Below are 16,214 nucleotides of genomic sequence, written 5' to 3'. Positions count from 1 at the left end.
CGCGATACCTCCTTAGATCCCATTGAATGGGTCAAATCCTGCTTTGTGTGACTCATCAATAAACTTGGCGGTTTCATCTTCGTGTCGCTCTATTTCGTCTCGAACAATCATGCGGATAGCAGCGACTTCATCATCGCTAAATACCCGCGTGATGATTTGATTTGCGCCCTTCCCGTTTACAATAAAAACTTCACCGTGTAGCATTTGCATACCTTGTTTCATTTCGATTCCCCCACTGGCACCAGCGTAAAGATGTCGCTGTCAAAGTGATACTTCTTGAGCTCGGCACGGGTGAACTGAGCGGCATATTCTTTGCACTTAAGTCCGTCTGAAATACCCATCGAGTCTAAATCAAAACATTCTGGCTTGTTTTTGTCTTCCCACCACTCTTTGGGCGTCTGCACATACCACTTAGCTTCCGGTTCATCCTCCCAACCGTATCGGTAAGCGTCGATTATCCTGTTAGCATGGTCGGAACGGTCTCCATCACTGTCGTAAATCCATTTGTTTGTTTTTAGAAGTTCAGATAAGCTCATGTCCACGTCAGCCAACAAATCTAGTACATCAATATCATGTTCAAACCCACGTTTATACTCGTCGAGTTCTTCCCCGACCTCTCGCGGTAGTTTGACTTTTTGTTCCTCAGTCAGCTTGACCACGTGGCCACCGTTCATGTCGGCGTATAATTGAGCTCGTGCGCCGTTTGGAAATCCCGTTGCATAAGGTCCCCACACATGCTCGCCGCCGCGATAGCTAAGCCACTCGCCTTTTTCGTTCTGTACTGCCAATGAACTCATTTTCTTCCCTCCCGGTATTCATGCACTTCGCCGTCAAAGATCACCCAGCTACCCGCTTCGAGGATCGCGCCGGGGACCTCGTGCGTCCCACGATCGTGTAGCTTCTTTGCTGGTAGGCCATACTCTTGGGCCGCCTGCGCGCGGCGGGTGTAATACTTGACCTCCCCGTCTAGCTTCATCACCCGTGCTGCCATGCGCTGGGGCGGGACAATGCCCGTCTCGCGCTCGGCTCGGGCGATCGTCTCCGGGCGGCGGTTGAGTAGCTTGCCCGCTTGTGAGCGGGTGAAGCCCTTCTTGTAAAGCCCGAGCACCCGCTTGGCTAGCGCCTCACGATCTTCCTTGGCGGTCGCGACCGTCCAGGACCGGCCATTGCTACCCCGGCCCTTTGCCTGCATGCCCCCGTAGGCGTTGACGACGGTGTTGGGCCGATGGCCGATAAACCGCCCGTCAATGTGGCGTTTCGATACGTTGATCCGCCCGGTGATCGTCGCTCGCTTTTGTTTGCGTGTCAGCTCCGGGCTGTCGCTCACGTCTAGGACTGCCGAGTGCTCGTTGACCTTGATGACCACTGCGTGAAAGTTGGTCCACACGCCGTACTCGTCAAAGCTCGCCACGTACTTCGTGACCAGGCACTCGTCACCTACTTCTAGTGCTTTCATACGCTTCCTCCGTCTTCCGTAGCCCCTGCGACGCCTCGTAGAGTTCGTCGCCCTTCTCCGTCGTCGACAGGGTCCGCCTTCCGTTGCGCTCCCACTCGACCATGCCCTCACGCTGCATGTGCTGCAAAGTGGCATATATCGTGGCCTTGGCGAAGCCGAGCTTGGTCGCTAGCTCCGTCAGCGTCGGTGGGTAGCCGTGATTGTCCAGCGAGTCCTCGATCAGCGTCAGCACGTCAACCGATCGGTCCCGCCATTCTCTAGGCGTTAGCATTCGCATTGTCTCCCTCCATCTCTCTCAATGTAGCCAGCCCCGCGTCAATGTCGGCCTGCTGCTGTTCGTCCGGCGGCGCCTCGGGCGGCGTGTAGCCTTTCCCCAGCCAGTCCGGGGCCTTCTCCACGCGGGCGGGCTTACCATATCGCGGCCGCGGCGCGGCGGCACGTGCGACTTGCTCGTGTTGCTTAGCCTCAGCCTCGGCTTGCTCTACCGTCGTCACGCCTGCGTCGCGGTAGTGTGTCAGCACTCGATCCAGATACTTGTTGGCGGCGCGCGGCTGAACGTCGCGACGGGCCGCATACTGGATCGCCCAGCAGACAAGCGTGTCGCCAAACTCGTCGATCCACTCGGTCAGGTCTTGCTGACTGATCGCGTTGGGAAAGCCCCAGACGGTTTGCCATAGTGCTCGGGCATCGTCAGACGGACTGTCTGTACTGGTCTTAGTAATGTCTAAGTCAGTCATAGTAAAGTACCGTTCCGCTTCCTGTTCCGCAGGTTGTTCCGCTTCCTGTTCCGCATTCATTTCCGCTTCCTGTTCCGTTTTTAGGTTTGGTGCAGGTTTCTGTTCCGCTTCCTGTTCCGTTTTTTCTCGCGTTTTGTTCTGTTCTTGCTCACTACCACCCTCAAGTGGGTAGCCCGCTTGATCCAATTCGATGATGCGATAGGCCGGGGCGTCCTCATTGCGCTTGCCCTTGGTATAGTCGATCAGCCCTTGTTGTACGAGCACGTTTCGTGCTTTGGAAAGGCCGTCAGCAGACTTGATGCCTGTCATCGACATGATGTAGTCGTTCTGGAGGCGGAAGTCGCGTCTCGCCAATAGGCCGGAGTCGTTCGCGTAGTCGAGTAACTCGCGATACAGGCTAACCTGATTGACAGTGAGCTTCTTCACCGCCACCTTGAACTGACGGAATGCACGTCTCTGTTTCCAGTAATCAATCACTTGCTGGCCCCCTTCCCGTCGAACCGGTCGAACTGCGCCCGGCTGTTGAGCTTGAGGCTGATCAGCGTTTCTTCGTCGAGCTTCACCGGCTTGATGTGGTAGAAGTCCATGAAGGCGTCGATCCCCATCTCGTGTCGCAGGCTGTGGTGCGTGCGACAGAGCGGGAAGAACTTGTATCGGCGGTTGTCGATCTGGGTGCGGTCGCGGCCGCTGCCGATCGGCGGCTCGTGGTCGATGTCTGCGTGCTTGCCGCAGATCACACACATGCGGTGCTTCAAGCACTGCATCATCAGCGGGTACGCGCTCGGGATCTCGTCCATGTGCTTCAACTTCCACGGGATCTCGTATTTGAATCCAAAGCTGATCACGTAGTTCAGGAAGTCGCTCGCTTGGCTCATACTACAGGAGGATATGGAGAAATAATCTCGACCGGTATCGGCCATGTAGTAGACCTTGACCCACGCTTCCATCTCGATCGGGTCATAGCCGGTGTAGTCCGCGTAGTCGCCAATCAGCGCCCATATCTTGCGGCGCTGGTCGGGACTGATACTACGTCCGTCCTCGATCTCGACTGCGGCTGACGGCTTGCGCCCATCGGCTAGCTGTCTCACCCGCAGTGTGTTAACCCCCTCGGGCTGTGTGACGCGCACCGTGATCACATCGCCCTGGATCGACTCGATATCGCCGTTCAGGATCAATGACATCGCGTGCTCCTTTCTAGCGCTGCGCCTGGAGCAAGGCATTGAAGGCCCGCTTGAGTCTGCCTAGCTCGTCCGGTAGTAAGGCTGAGAAGTGCTTACGCTCAACCTTGGCGCTGTTGAAGATCACCGCATAGATTACCTTGGGATCGGTGCCGTCCTTTTGAGCGAAGTCGCTAACGAGTGTCTTAAAGTTCTCGATCTCCTGCGCCGGTGCCGGCTGTGGCGCCTGTGGTGCCCGTTGCTGGGCCTGTGGCGCCTGCTGGTACTGTTGCTGGCCCATATCGCTATCGTCGGTGTCGGGGTCGTTTTCGCGGTCTGAGATGTTGAAAAGCTGTTTGTACAGATACTTCTGCGCACTCGTGCAAGCTTTGGCAGTGGCCTTCTCGCCCGAGTCTTGACCGCTACCTGGCATCTTGATCACCAGCGATGCTCGGCCGTCTGTGATCGTGAAGGTCCCGATGACATCTACGATGTGCACTGTCCCGCGCTTGCTCGGTGTGTCGTACTGATTGGTGATCTCATACGACGGCAGAATCTGGATCCCAACATCATTGATCGCCTTCTTGACCGCCTCTTTGATGGCCGCTTCACTCTGGAACTTGTAGCCCTGGTAGCCGTTCTCGCCGTCCTTGGCGACGGCACCGATAGATCGCGACGCCGCGACCAGCTTACCGACTAGCAGCGCTTCCGCATTCTCTGCTTGGTTCTTTACTTCGACTTCCTCTGTCATTTTGAGTGCCCCTTTCAGTCTAGGATCGTGAAGGCGTAGCCACTGTAGCGCATGAAGTCGGTCGTGGCTTTGAGCGCTTCTTCATCGCCTAGGAAGTTGATGATCGTACCAGTTGGCAGCTCCGGCATAGGCGGTTCCTCGGGAAGAGGCATCTGCTCGATAACCTCGCCAGTCTCGGTGTCGATCGTCTTGTCGCCGTGCTGCTCCTGGCTCATCTTCGCCATAGCCTCTTCGTAGGCTTGACGTGCCCGCGCTTGCTTCTCTTCGTGCTCTCGCTGGGCGACCGCCTTATCCATCAGCGGCTGGACCTCGGCGAAAGTGCGGTCCTCGTCAAGCATCACGAGCCAGCTTGCAGGCTCCAAGTTATTGCTCTCGGCGTAGGCTTTGGCGGCAGTACGGTCGGCGGCGATGCGCGCCTTGCGGTCGCGTAGGCCCTGGAGATGATCTCCGATCAGTCGGATCAGCGGTAGCCGTGGCGTGTCGTCTTGCTTCCAGTTGGCTTCGTTGAGCCACTGGCCCGGGATCTCGTCCATGTCGCTCAGCTCAAGCTCGTATTTTGGCAGCATCTCCTGGATCGTGTCGTCGAGTGCCTCACTCCGGCGGGCGCGCTTAGCCTCGCTGAGTTGCTTCACGGCCGCGTCGATCGGACCGCTCGCTTGGTCGAGCATCGCGATCAGGTCGTCAACCTTGCCCTTGAATGCCTTGAGCGGCGCGTTGTAGTCCTTGCCGATCTCGATACGGCGTTTGTTGAGTGATGTTGCCAGCTTGCGGTAGTCAGCCAAAACTGCCTTCGCATCGGCCACACTTTCCTCGGTGACGACCATGTCCTTGAACTTGGCGGAGAACGCCTTGACGGTGTCGGCGAGCTGATCGTAGTTGGCGATTTCGATTTCTGGCTTGGTGTAATTGACCTTATAGGTCAAAGTCTTTTGAACTTCGTTTGCCATGTTACCTCCTAAAGTGTCATCGTCTCGGCACCGTGGGCCAGTAGATAGGCCGCCACGTCGTCTACTTCGATGATGTCGTTGCGATAGATCAGATACTCGCCAGATGCGCGTAGCGGGTCGCCTTGCCAGTCCACCATGGGGGTGTGACTGCCGAAGCCGTAGTCCTCGGCGGCTAGCTGTTGCTCGCGATCGTGGGCGAAGAGTGCGTCAGTCGTCTCCATGATTACTTGACCACCTTTCGCATCGGCTGCTGTCGTGCTAAACTGAGGTAGATGATTTTTTTGTTTAGTGCCGAAGTCTCAGCGGTGGCCGCCGCTGGGGCTTTTTTGTCGTCCCAGTAGCCAGGGGCTTCACTGGGATCGTTGTCTGGGTTCACCGGCTGGCCTTCCCAGTCGAAGAACTCGGAGACCTTCGGGTGGCGGCTCATGTAGCTGTCCGCCTTTTCAAACAGTGTTTGTAATGGGTGCATCATGCTTTCACTCCTTTGCTGGGATCCATCGAGCGACCACTGTTGCGCTTATGCCACTCTTTGAAATACTCAAGATCGACCGTCTGCGTGCGGCCAGGGCCTTCAAACTTAAGCGGTTCGCCCGTCCAACCCTGCTTCCACCGCGTTACGGTAGATGGGCTGACTTGCGCGTACTTGGCGACGTCGCTTGCTCGCATCAGGACCTCGACCTTGGATCGCTTGCTGGCTTTTCTTACTTCGGCTTGCTGAGCGGCGATCGGGGTGGGCTCCGGCATCGTCTTGTGCTTGCGCAGATCAATTACTTGGCTTGCCATCCTGCGTCCTCCTTTCGGATGTAGTGCTTTCTGATATACGTTGGCGTCCGCTCGCGGAAAAGCTGTGCAAGGGTAATTCCAAGCTTGGCTGATCCCGCCGTCAGCAGAGTCAAGTCCATGACCGTGCTGTCTAGCTTCTCCAGCAAGTAGTCGCGTAACGCGGCCTGTTCAGCGTCGTCCAGCGGCTCTGGGTTGGATAGAACCATGCGGATATTCTTGTCTTCGAGATAACGCTTTTCCTCAGCCTCTTCGAAGTCGTCGTAGACCAGTAGCGAGGTCAGATCACCCGGTATTCTGGGTCCCGTAAAGCTCTTGATCAGCCCCAGGAGCATGTTGCCTAGCTCTTGCGAGAAGTGGTCATCGCCGAGCACGTTTGCGATCTCCACGGCGTCGTCACTAGCGACCGGCGAGCCGTGCATGTAGTTATTGATTGAGCTTTTGCTCTTGCCCACCCGTTGGGCGAGCCACCTCTGCGTCCCGTCAACCTTGATCAACGCGCGCGTTAGTGGACTTGCAAGTTGCATCTTCATGTATCTTCAACCTCCCCACGCTGGAAAAGTTGTGCATCTTTTCCAGCCATCTTCTGGTTAGAATGTTGGTGTAGTAAACATGTTCGCTACGCCATAGCCAGCTCGTCGCTGGTGTGCTGGACTACCCAGCGCTTCATCAGCTCGACTTGCTGTGCCAGCTCCTGGTCTTCATAGAAGGCCCAGTTGCTGGCTGGCACGTCTGGCCGGTTGGTGCGGAGATAGTCGATCATTTCCTGCCGCGTCCGTTGCTGCATGGCTTCACCCCCTCCCAATATCTTTTGACTCGCTTCATCTGCCCCCACGGCCTACTTGTCTGAGGAGTACAACATCAAAATGAGGATTGTCGTCAGTGCACTGACAATGATCGGCGTTAGGTAGTCAACGATGACTTTGCGGTCGAAGTCTTGCACCCGCTTGTCGAGATCGTCGTCTTTCTTGCCGGTCATTGAGTTACCTCCTTTGACTTCGTCGAAGGTGTCACTTCGTTACCTTCATCGGCAAAAAAAATGGTCCAATCAAAGTGCATTGCCTTGGCGACCTTCTTTGCGACCGATACGCTTGGGCGCCGATTTCCGGTCTCAATCATGTTGTATGCCGGGCGGGTTATGCCCGCGAGGCCCGCGATTTCTTCCTGGGTTTTGTCCATTTCGCTCCGACGCTCTTTAAGCCATTGGCGCATTGTGTCACCTCCCTCCGTGTATCAATTCGTTACATCCATTATAATACGTCACGGTTCGTTACCTGTCAATCGAATATGTAACGAAAAGAAACTTTTTGTTTTGGTCACAGTTTGTTACTATTTGGGCATCAGGAGGTGCATTATGTTACCACAGCGATTACGAGAACTACGCACGGAAAGAAAGTATACGCAAAGCGAAGTCGCTGATCGACTGGGTATTACTCGCCCTGCATACACCGCCTATGAGTCCGGAAACCGGCAACCGGATTATGAGACTCTGACCAAGTTATCCACTATTTACGGAGTCACAACTGACTATCTATTAGGTAGCAACAGCACTCCCAAGTGGGCAACTCCAGAAGACGTTGCCGACTTACAGCAGTGGCTTGATGATCCAGACGCCATGAACACATTCAATTTCGGCGGCAACAAGCTAAGCGACGACGAGAAAGCAAAGCTGCAGCTCGCAGTGACCCAGATCTTCTGGGATAAGCTCAAACAGCGTCACAAAGGTGGTAGTGCCTTTGGCAATTAATGACATGGTCCCATTCATCGCACACCGATACGGCACCGCCGACCCTTTCACAATCGCTGACAAGCTCAATATCGAGGTTCAGTGGCGAGAACTGACACCTGGAATCCTAGGGAAGACCGTGTATGTATTCGGCCAGCCGATCGTGATGCTGGATAACTGCGTCAAGCATTCCGTCCAGTCTACGTTCGTCATGGCACACGAACTCGGCCACGTCCTCTTACATGAGGGCCTGGCGAGTTACTATAGCCTGATCCCAAACGGGGACGACAAGTCCGAATATGAGGCCGATCGCTTCGCCGAAACATTACTGATCCTGTACTATGTTGAAGAACACCGGGAGCTACCGGAAAACTACCGTGACCTGGTTAGTGAGTACGGCTTTCCAGAACTATAAAACACGTCCAAGACTGATCGACGGTAAAAGCTGGGCAGGGGGAAATGGCATGAAAAAGGCTCTAATCGGCATTTGCCTGATGTTGATTCTAGCGGGTTGTGGGCAATCCTCTAGCAATAATTCGAAATCGAAGCATTCTACTACCAGTACAACTTCAAAGAAGATTGTAAACTCCGGTCATCTTTCCATTGACGGAACGACTATCGAAGCATCTGTCGAAGATCAGTATGGAGTATATGTAAAGGGTAAATGGTTACCCGATTCGAAAGTGTCATACACAGACGCATCAAAACAGAATGAATCCGAAACGACATACGCAAGTTCAGATGGCAATTTCTCATTTTACATCGTTGCAGGCTCAGGTCCTGCAAAACTTTCGATCAAAGCTGTACACGGCCACAAGTTTAAAACAGCAACCGTTACTGTACTACCGAAGAAACTCACTCCTGAGCAGGCCGCAAGCTCTTCTGCAGCAAGTTCCAAAGCTTCGTCAATAGCGGCTGCCCAGGCAGCTAGTGAGTCAAGTGATGCCGTTGCCTCGAGCCGAGCAGAAGAAGCATCAAGTAAAGCGGAAGCTGCATCCAGTAGTGCCTCGGCGGCGGCTGCAGCTTCGTCCAAGAAGGCTGCCAGTCAAGAAAATAATCTGGTTTACGGCGCCTTCAAAAGAAGCGCCATGTCAGAATATCTTTCTGATTTAAAGAAGAACTCCGCGGGCTTCTACCAAGGAACCGTAGGCATGTTGAAAGTCACCTTTGGAATAACCAATAGTGTAATTAACACAGTCAAAATGGATCTGCGGAAACTTCCTGAGGATCCAAACATTGACAAGGCCCACATCGAAGAATTAACAACGCAGTGGATGCTTCCAAACTCAGCAAAGATTCAAACAGTCAATAGCAAAGAGTTTATCTATCAGTCCGGCGATCCACTCAACCGAAAATACGAAGTAAGACAAACGGTTAACGGCCAGGGCAAAATCACTTTTATCTACGTTAGTCGCGTGGAATAGGTGGCCGGCCGCAAGATGATCCTGGTGGAGGCCGACAAGGTTAGCCGGTAGCAAAACCCCCATCCGGGGTTTTTATTTGACAGCCGAACCGAACGTCAGTTTGTAAAATTTGAGAGTCAATTCCAGAAATTAGGTGAAATTATGGCAACTGTCACATCATACACACTCAAAAATGGACAGACGCGATACGAAGTCCAAGTTTACGCCGGTCGCAGTCCGCGCACTGGCAAGCCTACCAACTTTCACAAGCGAGGGTTCGTTTCGTCAGAGGAGGCCAACAACTGGGCGAAGATGAAGGCGGCCGAGATCGTCGTCCATCCCACCGCGACTGGCTATCGACTCAACATGACCATTGAGTCCTGGCTACGCGACTGGATCGATCACTTCAAAGTCAACGTCAAAGAAGGCAGCATGATCATCTACCGCTATCAGGTCGACCACTACCTGATCCCGAAGATCGGGCATTATCGGCTCGGCCAGTATACGCCGGACGTCCACCAGCGCTTCATCCTAGGCCTACTCAACCATGGTGGCGAGAATGGCGCCCCACTATCTCGCGCCTCTGTCAACATCATCAACGGTACTCTGTCGAACGCCCTCAAGAAGGCAGTGAGTCTTGGCTACCTGCCGATGAACCCAACTAGCGGTGTCGAGTTCCCCCGACAGAGCACCAGTGAATCGCAACTCCATTATTGGACACGCGAGCAGGCTGATGCGTTTCTGGAAGCACTGCACGATGAGCAGGATCCGGTGTGGTACTACTTCTTCTTGACGATCTTAGACCTGGGGTTACGCAAGGGCGAAGCCATGGCTTTACGTTGGAGCGACATTGATCTTGAGCAAAACACCGTCGAAATCACAAAGACCCGGCTGTATCGCGCTGAAACGGGTGCTCACTCCCAGGACATTATCTTGGACGACCCCAAGTACCCCGCCTCATTTCGCACCCTGTACATGACGGATCGACTTAGCGAGGCGCTGATCGAGTTCAATCGCGCTTGGTACAGCCGTCGCGAAGTGGTTAAGCTTGCCCCAACCACTCAGCTCGACGGCGGACAGGACTTCATCTTTCGCTACTCAACACAGATGCGACACCGCTTAAAAGTGCTCCGCGATCGTAGCACCAACGGCACCTTCGAGCGCGCAAGGCTACGCGCGGGGCTGCCCAAGATTGTCGTCCACGACCTGCGTCACACGCTGGGCGTCCTGCTGCGTGAGTCCGGTGTTCCGCTGGAGGACATCAAAGACATTCTGGGTCACAAGGACGTATCGACCACACTCATCTATGCCCAGATCAGCCCCAAGGTGAAGAAATCGGCAACAAAGAAGCTCAACGACTACCTCGCCAAGAGCAAAAAAAAGAGCCCTCAGAGGGCTCCAAAAACCGATCACGGTTGAGTGCGACTTAACCATTTTCTTAACCAAAGGTTGGTTTCGAGCAAATGTTGGGCATTGTTTCCGCCGTCCAGCGTTGCACCCGATCGATGAAAACCGCGGTCTTACAGGCGCGCGTTCAGTTCCTTGGTCATGTCTTCATAGCCAGGCCGGCCGAGAAGGGCAAACATGTTCTTCTTATAAGCTTCTACGCCAGGCTGGTTGAATGGGTTGATCCCATTCAGGTAGCCGGAGATGGAGACCGCAGCTTCGAAGAAGTAGATCAGGTAGCCCAGCGTGTAGGCATCCTGCTTCGGGATGGAGACGGTCATGACCGGCACGCCACCATCGGTGTGGGCCAGCACGACGCCTTCGTAGGCCTTGCGGTTAACTTCCGCCATAGACCGCCCTTCGAGGTATTCGAGGCCATCCAGCGACCCTGGTTCAGCCGGGATCGTCAGGTCGTGGTTAGGCTGTTCGACCCAGACCACGGTTTCCATCAGGTTCCGCAGGCCTTCTTGGATGTACTGCCCCAGGGAGTGCAGGTCGGTACTGAAATTAGCGGAAGATGGGTAGATCCCTTTTTGGTCCTTACCTTCGGATTCACCCATCAGTTGCTTCCACCATTCGCCGAGGTACTGCAGGGTCGGTTCGTAGTTTTCTAACAGTTCGGTGGTGTAGCCCTTACGGTACAAAATGTTCCGGTAAGCGGCGTACTGGTAGGCCTCGTTCTTAGTCAGATCCGCGGAGCTGTACTCAGTGCGCGCGTCTGCGGCCCCTTGCATCAGCTGGGCGATGTCGCCGCCCGCCACGGCGATCGGCAACAAGCCGACCGCAGACAGTACGGAGAAGCGCCCGCCGATGTCATCCGGCACGACGAATTCTTCGTAGCCTTCTGCATCGGATTCGGACTTCAGCGCACCCTTGGCCTGGTCGGTGGTCGCGTAGATGCGGTGCTTGGCTTCATCCTTGCCGTACTTCTCGATCAGCTTTGCCTTCAGCACGCGGAACGCGATGGACGGCTCGGTGGTGGTCCCAGACTTGGAGATCACGTTCAGCGAGAAATCGCGGTCGCCGATCACGTCCAGCAGGTCGGCCAGGTAGGAACTCGAGATGGAGTTACCGGCGAAGTAGACTTCTGGCAACTGCCGGCTCGGGTCCGCGTTGCGGAAGGTGTGGGACAAGAAGTCGATGGCCGCACGCGCGCCCAAGTAGGACCCACCGATCCCGATGGCAACGAAGACTTCGGAGTCGGATTGGATCTTCTTGGCCGCCGCCTGGATGCGGGCGAATTCGTCCTTGTCGTAAGCGACAGGCAGGTCGATGAAGCCGCGGAAATCCGCGCCGGCACCGGTACCTTCGCGCAGTTCGGTGTCAGCCGCTGTGACCAGCGCCTGCATCTGGCCGAGTTCATTCTCGTGAACGAACTTGCCCAGCTTGGATGAATCAAATGAAATGTGAGCCATAATAAGTCTGTTCCTCCTAAAAGTGATCAGGTTTCGGTTTCAACTTTAAGCATCTTTTCACGAAAAAGCAAGGCATACCAATGCGAATGTGATAAGTCCTGTTCGCAAAACACACCTTGCTGTCAGTATACCATGCGGGCTTATTTCATGATGCCCAAAACGACCCCGCCGGCGATGATCAAAAGCGACCCCCACGTCACCCAGGTCATCTCCTTGTGCGTCTTGCGTTCGCCAAGCAGGAAGATCGAGCCGAACGTCGAGATCACGATTCCCATCTGCGACATCGAAAACGCGATCGCCAAGCCGACCTGGCTCATCGCCATCAGCATGAACACGTTCCCGGTGCCCCAGAGTAGACCGGTCAGCACGTTCTTGCCGGTCTCCCGGTTGAACGCGTCGTGCCCGATGGAAAACAGCGTGGCGCCGACGACCATCCCGACCGCCTGCGGTAGGACCACCGCCGTTGCGTCCAGGTGTCCGGCGTTGACCACGATGGTGTAGCCCGCGTAGCCGGCCGTCGAGATTAGCAGAGTCCGCAGCCCCTTGGCAAAGGAGGTCTGCGCCGCCGCGTCCCCTGTATTTTCCTTCCGCGAGGTCAGCACCGCCCCGAACACCAGCAGCAGCAAGGCGATCAGGCCCAGCGTGATGTCTTGGCCGCTCTGCCATTCATGGAACAACAAGGCGCCCGCGAGCGTGTTGGCGACCAGTTGCATCCCCGTCGACATCGGAACGGTCATGGAGACCCCGATGTATTTCATCGTCTGGAACTGCTGGCTCTGGCCCAGGCTCCAGAAGAGCCCGGACAGGATGCCCAGCGCCCAGACTTTCGTGTCCAACACGGGGTGCATGAAGATGAACGTCCCGATGCCGAAGACCAGCGCCCCGAGCGTCATGCCGAGTGTCTGCTGGTATGCGTTACCGCCTAATTTGGCACTGACGAGACCGATCGAGCCCCAAGCCAGTGCGGGGATCAGCGCGATAATGATTGCCATGTCGTATTCCTCTTTTCAGTCGTTGTTCGGGTCACAGGTAAAAACCACAAGTAGTTATTTTATCGTGGTTTCGTTTTCAACGCAAGCGCATGGCACCGGCGTCGTCGCGGTGAAAACGGATACCGAAATCGGTTGCACGCCTCTGTGTTCAGTCGCCAATCGGTCCAGACCAGCGTCAGGCTGGCACTTCCGGATTTGTGCGCGATCGCGCATAGTTTTTCTGAATTCAAGCGATTTTTCGGCCGTGTCACCCACCTAGAACCCGCCGCTTTCACAAAAGCACCGGGCCGTCGTGATGTTTCTGAAAGCTTCCGTTCGACTTGCCGGTGGCGGGGCCTTGCGTATTCGTTATCCAACCCCTGTGCCCCCACACGCAAAAACGCGCGGTCACCCGCGCGCTCAGAAGATCAGATAGTAAAGCGCCGCACCGATCAGCGCCCCCACCGTGTTGAAGATCAGGTCGTCAACATCGGCCACACCGCTGTAGAGCAAGAACTGCATCGTCTCGATCACAAGCGAGAACAGAACGCTGACGGTCAACACCGTCCACCACCGCGGACGGCGGCGTCGCACCGCAGGCAGCCCGAAGCCAAACGGGATGAACCAGACCACGTTGCCCAACGACTGGTACCAAAAATCGAACTGGCTGAACCCGGCGCGCAACTTCAGGGTCTCGACCAGCGGAGTGAAGTTGATGTCCCGCACCGGGTGGTCGAAGTACCAGTGAAGCTGCCACGGGTAGTACCACTGACGAAAAACGGTCAGCATCAACAGCAGGATGACATACCCCGCAAATAAGGTCACCGTAAGCTCATGCCCCCACTTCAGGGGCCGGTGGTGCAGGCGCCGCCACCCCCAGCGCACGAGCACGAACAACACGAGGTACAAGATCGTCTTGTCTAATGAATACATGACTAGTCGCACCAGCGGCCAGTGGTTGATACGGCCCTCCAGCTGTGCGCGCACAAACTGGTACACCGGTCCTAAAAACAGCATACGCCCCTCCATTGTTCTATCCATTGTACCCAACCGGCTCGGCGCGTGCGGGACCCACTCACGGGGTTTAAGTCATTCTTACAAAAGCCGGTGAGGTTTGCCCCGCCTGCGGGATACAGGTACAATAACCAAGACAAACCGACTAGGAGGAAGCTGTGAAAAACCTGATCAACTGGCTGCGCACGACGCGCCTCGGTTATCTCTGCCTACTATTGATCCTGATCTGGCTGAAGACGCTGTTCGCCTACTACGTCGACTTCACCCTCGGCGCAACTGGCGCCCTGCAGCAGATCATCTTATTCATCAACCCACTGGGGATCAGTGCCGCCTTGCTCTCACTGACCCTATACATCCGCAGTCCGCGGCGCGCTTACCTCACCGCCGGGGTGATCTACCTACTGTTGACCGTGCTGTTGCTTGTGAACGTGCTGTACTACCGTGAGTTCACCGACTTCATGACCGTCGGGACCGTCATGAGCGTCAAGAACGTCTCGTCCGGGCTCGGAGGCAGCTTCGTCAACATGATCATCTGGCGCGACGCGATCTACTTCATCGACCTCGCGCTGGCGCTGATCGCGGTACTCGGCTACGGCGCGTGGAACCTCTGGCGCTTCATCCACCACCAGCCCGCCCGCTGGCCTCACTTCGGCCTGACGCTTGACGCCAAGCCGCTGGGCTACCATGTGCCTCAGGCAGTCACCGCGGTGTCTGTCGCGGTTTTTGCCGTCACGATGGCCGTCTCGGAGCTCAACCGGCCGCAACTGCTGACGCGGACGTTCGACCGCAACTACATCGTCAAATACCTCGGCCTGGCGCCGTTCACAGTCTACGACGCCTTCCAGACCGCCCAGAATAACCAGGTCCGCGCCAGCGCAGACGGCGCCGATATGGATCAGGTGCTCGCCTACACCAAGGCGCACTACGCCGCCCCCGACCCGACGCGCTTCGGCACAGCGAAGGGCAAGAACGTCATCATCATTCACTTGGAGTCCTTCCAGCAGTTCTTGATCGGGGCCAAGATCGACGGGCAAGAAGTCACACCGTTTTTGAACAGCTTGATCAAAGACCAGAACACACTGAGCTTCGACAACTTCTACCACCAAGTCGGCCTGGGCAAAACGTCCGATGCCGAGAACATGTTGGAGACCAGCACCTTTGGTCTTTCCACTGGCTCACTCTTCTCTAGCCTTGGCTCCGACAACACCTTCCAAGGGGCGCCGGCCTTGCTGGAGCAGTACGCCGGCTACACCAGCGCGGTGTTCCACGGCGGCGAAGGGACCTTCTGGAACCGCACGAACACTTACAAGAGCCTGGGTTACGACTACTTTTTCGACGGGAGCTTCTACGCCCATGATTCCGGCACGACGACCGAGTACGGGATCAAGGACAAGCTGATGTTTGCGGAGACCAGCAAGTACCTCGAGCACTTGCAGCAACCGTTTTACGCCAAGATCATCACCACGACCAACCACTACCCGTTTTTCATCACCAACACCGACACCGATTTTCCAGACGCTGGCACCGACGACGCGTATATCAACGGCTACTTCCGCACCGCCCACTACCTCGACGCCGCGCTCAAGGAATTCTTCGCCTACCTGAAGCGCAGCGGGCTGTACGATCACTCGCTCATCATGATGTACGGCGATCACTACGGGATCTCCAACGACCGCAACCAGACGCTGGCCTCAGTCCTGAATCAAAGCGTGTCGGATCCGACCGGTGATACCGGGAGCGACTGGACCAGCTTCGATGACGCCAACCTGCAACGCGTCCCGCTGATCTTTCACGCCCCTGGCCTCAAGGGCGGCATCGACCACACTTACGGTGGGGAGATCGACGTCTTGCCGACGCTGATGCACCTGCTGGGTGTCGATACCCGTCAATTCGTCCAGTTCGGGACCGACCTGCTGTCCCCTGCCCATAACGCCGTCGTCGCCTTTCGCAATCACAACTTCGTCACCCCGCAATACACGGTGCTCGGGAGCACCGTCTACCGCAACAGTACCGGTGAAGTCGTCACGCCAGACGCGGCACTCAAAAAGAAGCTGGCCGCGGCGCAGCAGTCCGTCGACGATCGACTCACGCTCTCCGACACCCTTGCGACCAAGAACCTCCTGCGCTTCTATGTGCCATCGGGCTTCACCCCGGTCGACCCCACCAAGGCCGACTTCACGAACAGCCTGAAACTGATGCTCCAGGCCGAAGCGCAACACGGCGCGCAGTCCACGTCGCTGTATTCACGCAACCAAGACGAGACGGCGATCGGGCATTACGTGACCGACGCCCCGGAGGTCGCCAAAGACCGCAGCGTCATCACCCAGTACCCGAGCGCCGTGGCAGACCAGGCCACGCCGGTGATCCCTCGTCCGGACGGCAAACAACTCATCAAATCTCAATGACCTTGA

The 16,214-nt window shown here is 56.1% G+C and carries 23 protein-coding genes; 5 read left to right on the top strand and 18 right to left on the bottom strand.

Annotation, left to right across the window (positions count from 1 at the left end; genetic code table 11):
• Positions 1–12 precede the first annotated feature (12 nt).
• From HII33_RS06660 to HII33_RS06590, 15 genes are all read right to left on the bottom strand, one after another.
• Positions 13–222: a hypothetical protein gene (locus HII33_RS06660; protein ID WP_179395030.1), complete on the bottom strand. Its 210-nt coding sequence runs from the start codon at positions 220–222 to the stop codon at positions 13–15.
• Positions 219–797 carry a DUF1642 domain-containing protein gene (locus HII33_RS06655; protein WP_179395029.1) on the bottom strand — a complete coding sequence of 193 codons (579 nt, stop codon included), beginning with the start codon at positions 795–797 and terminating at the stop codon, positions 219–221. The genes HII33_RS06660 and HII33_RS06655 overlap by 4 nt, the downstream gene beginning before the upstream one ends.
• Positions 794–1,456 (bottom strand): hypothetical protein, encoded by a 663-nt coding sequence (locus tag HII33_RS06650; RefSeq protein ID WP_179395028.1) that lies wholly within the window; start codon positions 1,454–1,456, stop codon positions 794–796. The genes HII33_RS06655 and HII33_RS06650 overlap by 4 nt, the downstream gene beginning before the upstream one ends.
• Positions 1,434–1,727: a LexA family protein gene (locus HII33_RS06645; protein WP_179395027.1), complete on the bottom strand. Its 294-nt coding sequence runs from the start codon at positions 1,725–1,727 to the stop codon at positions 1,434–1,436. The genes HII33_RS06650 and HII33_RS06645 overlap by 23 nt, the downstream gene beginning before the upstream one ends.
• Positions 1,714–2,670 carry a DnaD domain protein gene (locus tag HII33_RS13965; protein ID WP_179395026.1) on the bottom strand — a complete coding sequence of 319 codons (957 nt, stop codon included), beginning with the start codon at positions 2,668–2,670 and terminating at the stop codon, positions 1,714–1,716. Before HII33_RS13965 ends, HII33_RS06645 begins: the two co-directional genes overlap by 14 nt.
• The gene (locus tag HII33_RS06635) at positions 2,667–3,374 is read right to left on the bottom strand and encodes a putative HNHc nuclease (protein WP_179395025.1); all 708 of its coding nucleotides are present in this window, start codon (positions 3,372–3,374) and stop codon (positions 2,667–2,669) included. Before HII33_RS06635 ends, HII33_RS13965 begins: the two co-directional genes overlap by 4 nt.
• Positions 3,375–3,387: 13 nt before the next feature.
• Complete coding sequence (locus tag HII33_RS06630; RefSeq protein WP_179395024.1) at positions 3,388–4,101, bottom strand: ERF family protein; 714 nt, start codon at positions 4,099–4,101, stop codon at positions 3,388–3,390.
• Between the two features lie 14 nt (positions 4,102–4,115).
• Positions 4,116–5,048, bottom strand: a complete 933-nt coding sequence (locus HII33_RS06625; RefSeq protein WP_179395023.1) for a DUF1351 domain-containing protein — start codon at positions 5,046–5,048, stop codon at positions 4,116–4,118.
• A gap of 8 nt (positions 5,049–5,056) precedes the next feature.
• The gene (locus HII33_RS06620) at positions 5,057–5,269 is read right to left on the bottom strand and encodes a hypothetical protein (protein ID WP_179395022.1); all 213 of its coding nucleotides are present in this window, start codon (positions 5,267–5,269) and stop codon (positions 5,057–5,059) included.
• Positions 5,270–5,271: 2 nt separating this feature from the next.
• Positions 5,272–5,520: a hypothetical protein gene (locus tag HII33_RS06615; RefSeq protein ID WP_179395021.1), complete on the bottom strand. Its 249-nt coding sequence runs from the start codon at positions 5,518–5,520 to the stop codon at positions 5,272–5,274.
• On the bottom strand, positions 5,517–5,831 hold the full coding sequence (locus HII33_RS06610) for a hypothetical protein (RefSeq protein ID WP_179395020.1): 315 nt from the start codon (positions 5,829–5,831) through the stop codon (positions 5,517–5,519). The genes HII33_RS06615 and HII33_RS06610 overlap by 4 nt, the downstream gene beginning before the upstream one ends.
• Positions 5,816–6,361, bottom strand: a complete 546-nt coding sequence (locus tag HII33_RS06605) for a hypothetical protein (RefSeq protein ID WP_179395019.1) — start codon at positions 6,359–6,361, stop codon at positions 5,816–5,818. Before HII33_RS06605 ends, HII33_RS06610 begins: the two co-directional genes overlap by 16 nt.
• 86 nt (positions 6,362–6,447) lie before the next feature.
• On the bottom strand, positions 6,448–6,615 hold the full coding sequence (locus HII33_RS06600) for a hypothetical protein (RefSeq protein WP_179395018.1): 168 nt from the start codon (positions 6,613–6,615) through the stop codon (positions 6,448–6,450).
• 51 nt (positions 6,616–6,666) lie between these two features.
• On the bottom strand, positions 6,667–6,807 hold the full coding sequence (locus HII33_RS06595) for a hypothetical protein (RefSeq protein WP_179395017.1): 141 nt from the start codon (positions 6,805–6,807) through the stop codon (positions 6,667–6,669).
• Positions 6,804–7,040 carry a helix-turn-helix transcriptional regulator gene (locus HII33_RS06590; protein WP_179395016.1) on the bottom strand — a complete coding sequence of 79 codons (237 nt, stop codon included), beginning with the start codon at positions 7,038–7,040 and terminating at the stop codon, positions 6,804–6,806. The genes HII33_RS06595 and HII33_RS06590 overlap by 4 nt, the downstream gene beginning before the upstream one ends.
• Positions 7,041–7,182: 142 nt before the next feature.
• On the opposite strand from HII33_RS06590, the gene HII33_RS06585 reads away from it, so the two are divergent.
• The 4 genes from HII33_RS06585 to HII33_RS06570 all read left to right on the top strand — a co-directional run bounded on the left by HII33_RS06585 (position 7,183) and on the right by HII33_RS06570 (position 10,376).
• Entirely contained in the window at positions 7,183–7,575 is a 393-nt protein-coding gene (locus tag HII33_RS06585; protein WP_179395015.1) for a helix-turn-helix domain-containing protein, read from the top strand.
• Positions 7,565–7,969 carry an ImmA/IrrE family metallo-endopeptidase gene (locus HII33_RS06580; RefSeq protein ID WP_179395014.1) on the top strand — a complete coding sequence of 135 codons (405 nt, stop codon included), beginning with the start codon at positions 7,565–7,567 and terminating at the stop codon, positions 7,967–7,969. The genes HII33_RS06585 and HII33_RS06580 overlap by 11 nt, the downstream gene beginning before the upstream one ends.
• Positions 7,970–8,018: 49 nt before the next feature.
• The gene (locus HII33_RS06575; RefSeq protein WP_179395013.1) at positions 8,019–8,978 is read left to right on the top strand and encodes a hypothetical protein; all 960 of its coding nucleotides are present in this window, start codon (positions 8,019–8,021) and stop codon (positions 8,976–8,978) included.
• Between the two features lie 141 nt (positions 8,979–9,119).
• Positions 9,120–10,376, top strand: coding sequence for a tyrosine-type recombinase/integrase (locus tag HII33_RS06570; protein ID WP_179395012.1), 1,257 nt, complete (start codon positions 9,120–9,122; stop codon positions 10,374–10,376).
• Positions 10,377–10,477: 101 nt separating this feature from the next.
• Here the strand turns inward: HII33_RS06570 and HII33_RS06565 are convergent, their stop codons facing one another.
• The 3 genes from HII33_RS06565 to HII33_RS06555 all read right to left on the bottom strand — a co-directional run bounded on the left by HII33_RS06565 (position 10,478) and on the right by HII33_RS06555 (position 13,806).
• Positions 10,478–11,818 carry a glucose-6-phosphate isomerase gene (locus tag HII33_RS06565; RefSeq protein WP_179395011.1) on the bottom strand — a complete coding sequence of 447 codons (1,341 nt, stop codon included), beginning with the start codon at positions 11,816–11,818 and terminating at the stop codon, positions 10,478–10,480.
• Between the two features lie 140 nt (positions 11,819–11,958).
• Positions 11,959–12,810, bottom strand: coding sequence for a GRP family sugar transporter (locus HII33_RS06560; protein ID WP_179395010.1), 852 nt, complete (start codon positions 12,808–12,810; stop codon positions 11,959–11,961).
• Positions 12,811–13,209: 399 nt separating this feature from the next.
• Complete coding sequence (locus HII33_RS06555; RefSeq protein ID WP_179395009.1) at positions 13,210–13,806, bottom strand: VanZ family protein; 597 nt, start codon at positions 13,804–13,806, stop codon at positions 13,210–13,212.
• A 155-nt stretch (positions 13,807–13,961) separates the two neighbouring features.
• Between HII33_RS06555 and HII33_RS06550 the strand changes: the two genes are divergently transcribed.
• The gene (locus HII33_RS06550; protein ID WP_343036837.1) at positions 13,962–16,208 is read left to right on the top strand and encodes an LTA synthase family protein; all 2,247 of its coding nucleotides are present in this window, start codon (positions 13,962–13,964) and stop codon (positions 16,206–16,208) included.
• The last annotated feature ends 6 nt before the right edge of the window (positions 16,209–16,214 follow it).

It is taken from the genome of Lacticaseibacillus absianus, assembly GCF_013407595.1.
GTDB lineage: Bacteria > Bacillota > Bacilli > Lactobacillales > Lactobacillaceae > Lacticaseibacillus > Lacticaseibacillus absianus.
The sequence above is the reverse complement of the archived record's forward strand: the minus strand, read 5'-3'. Positions and strand labels throughout refer to the sequence as shown.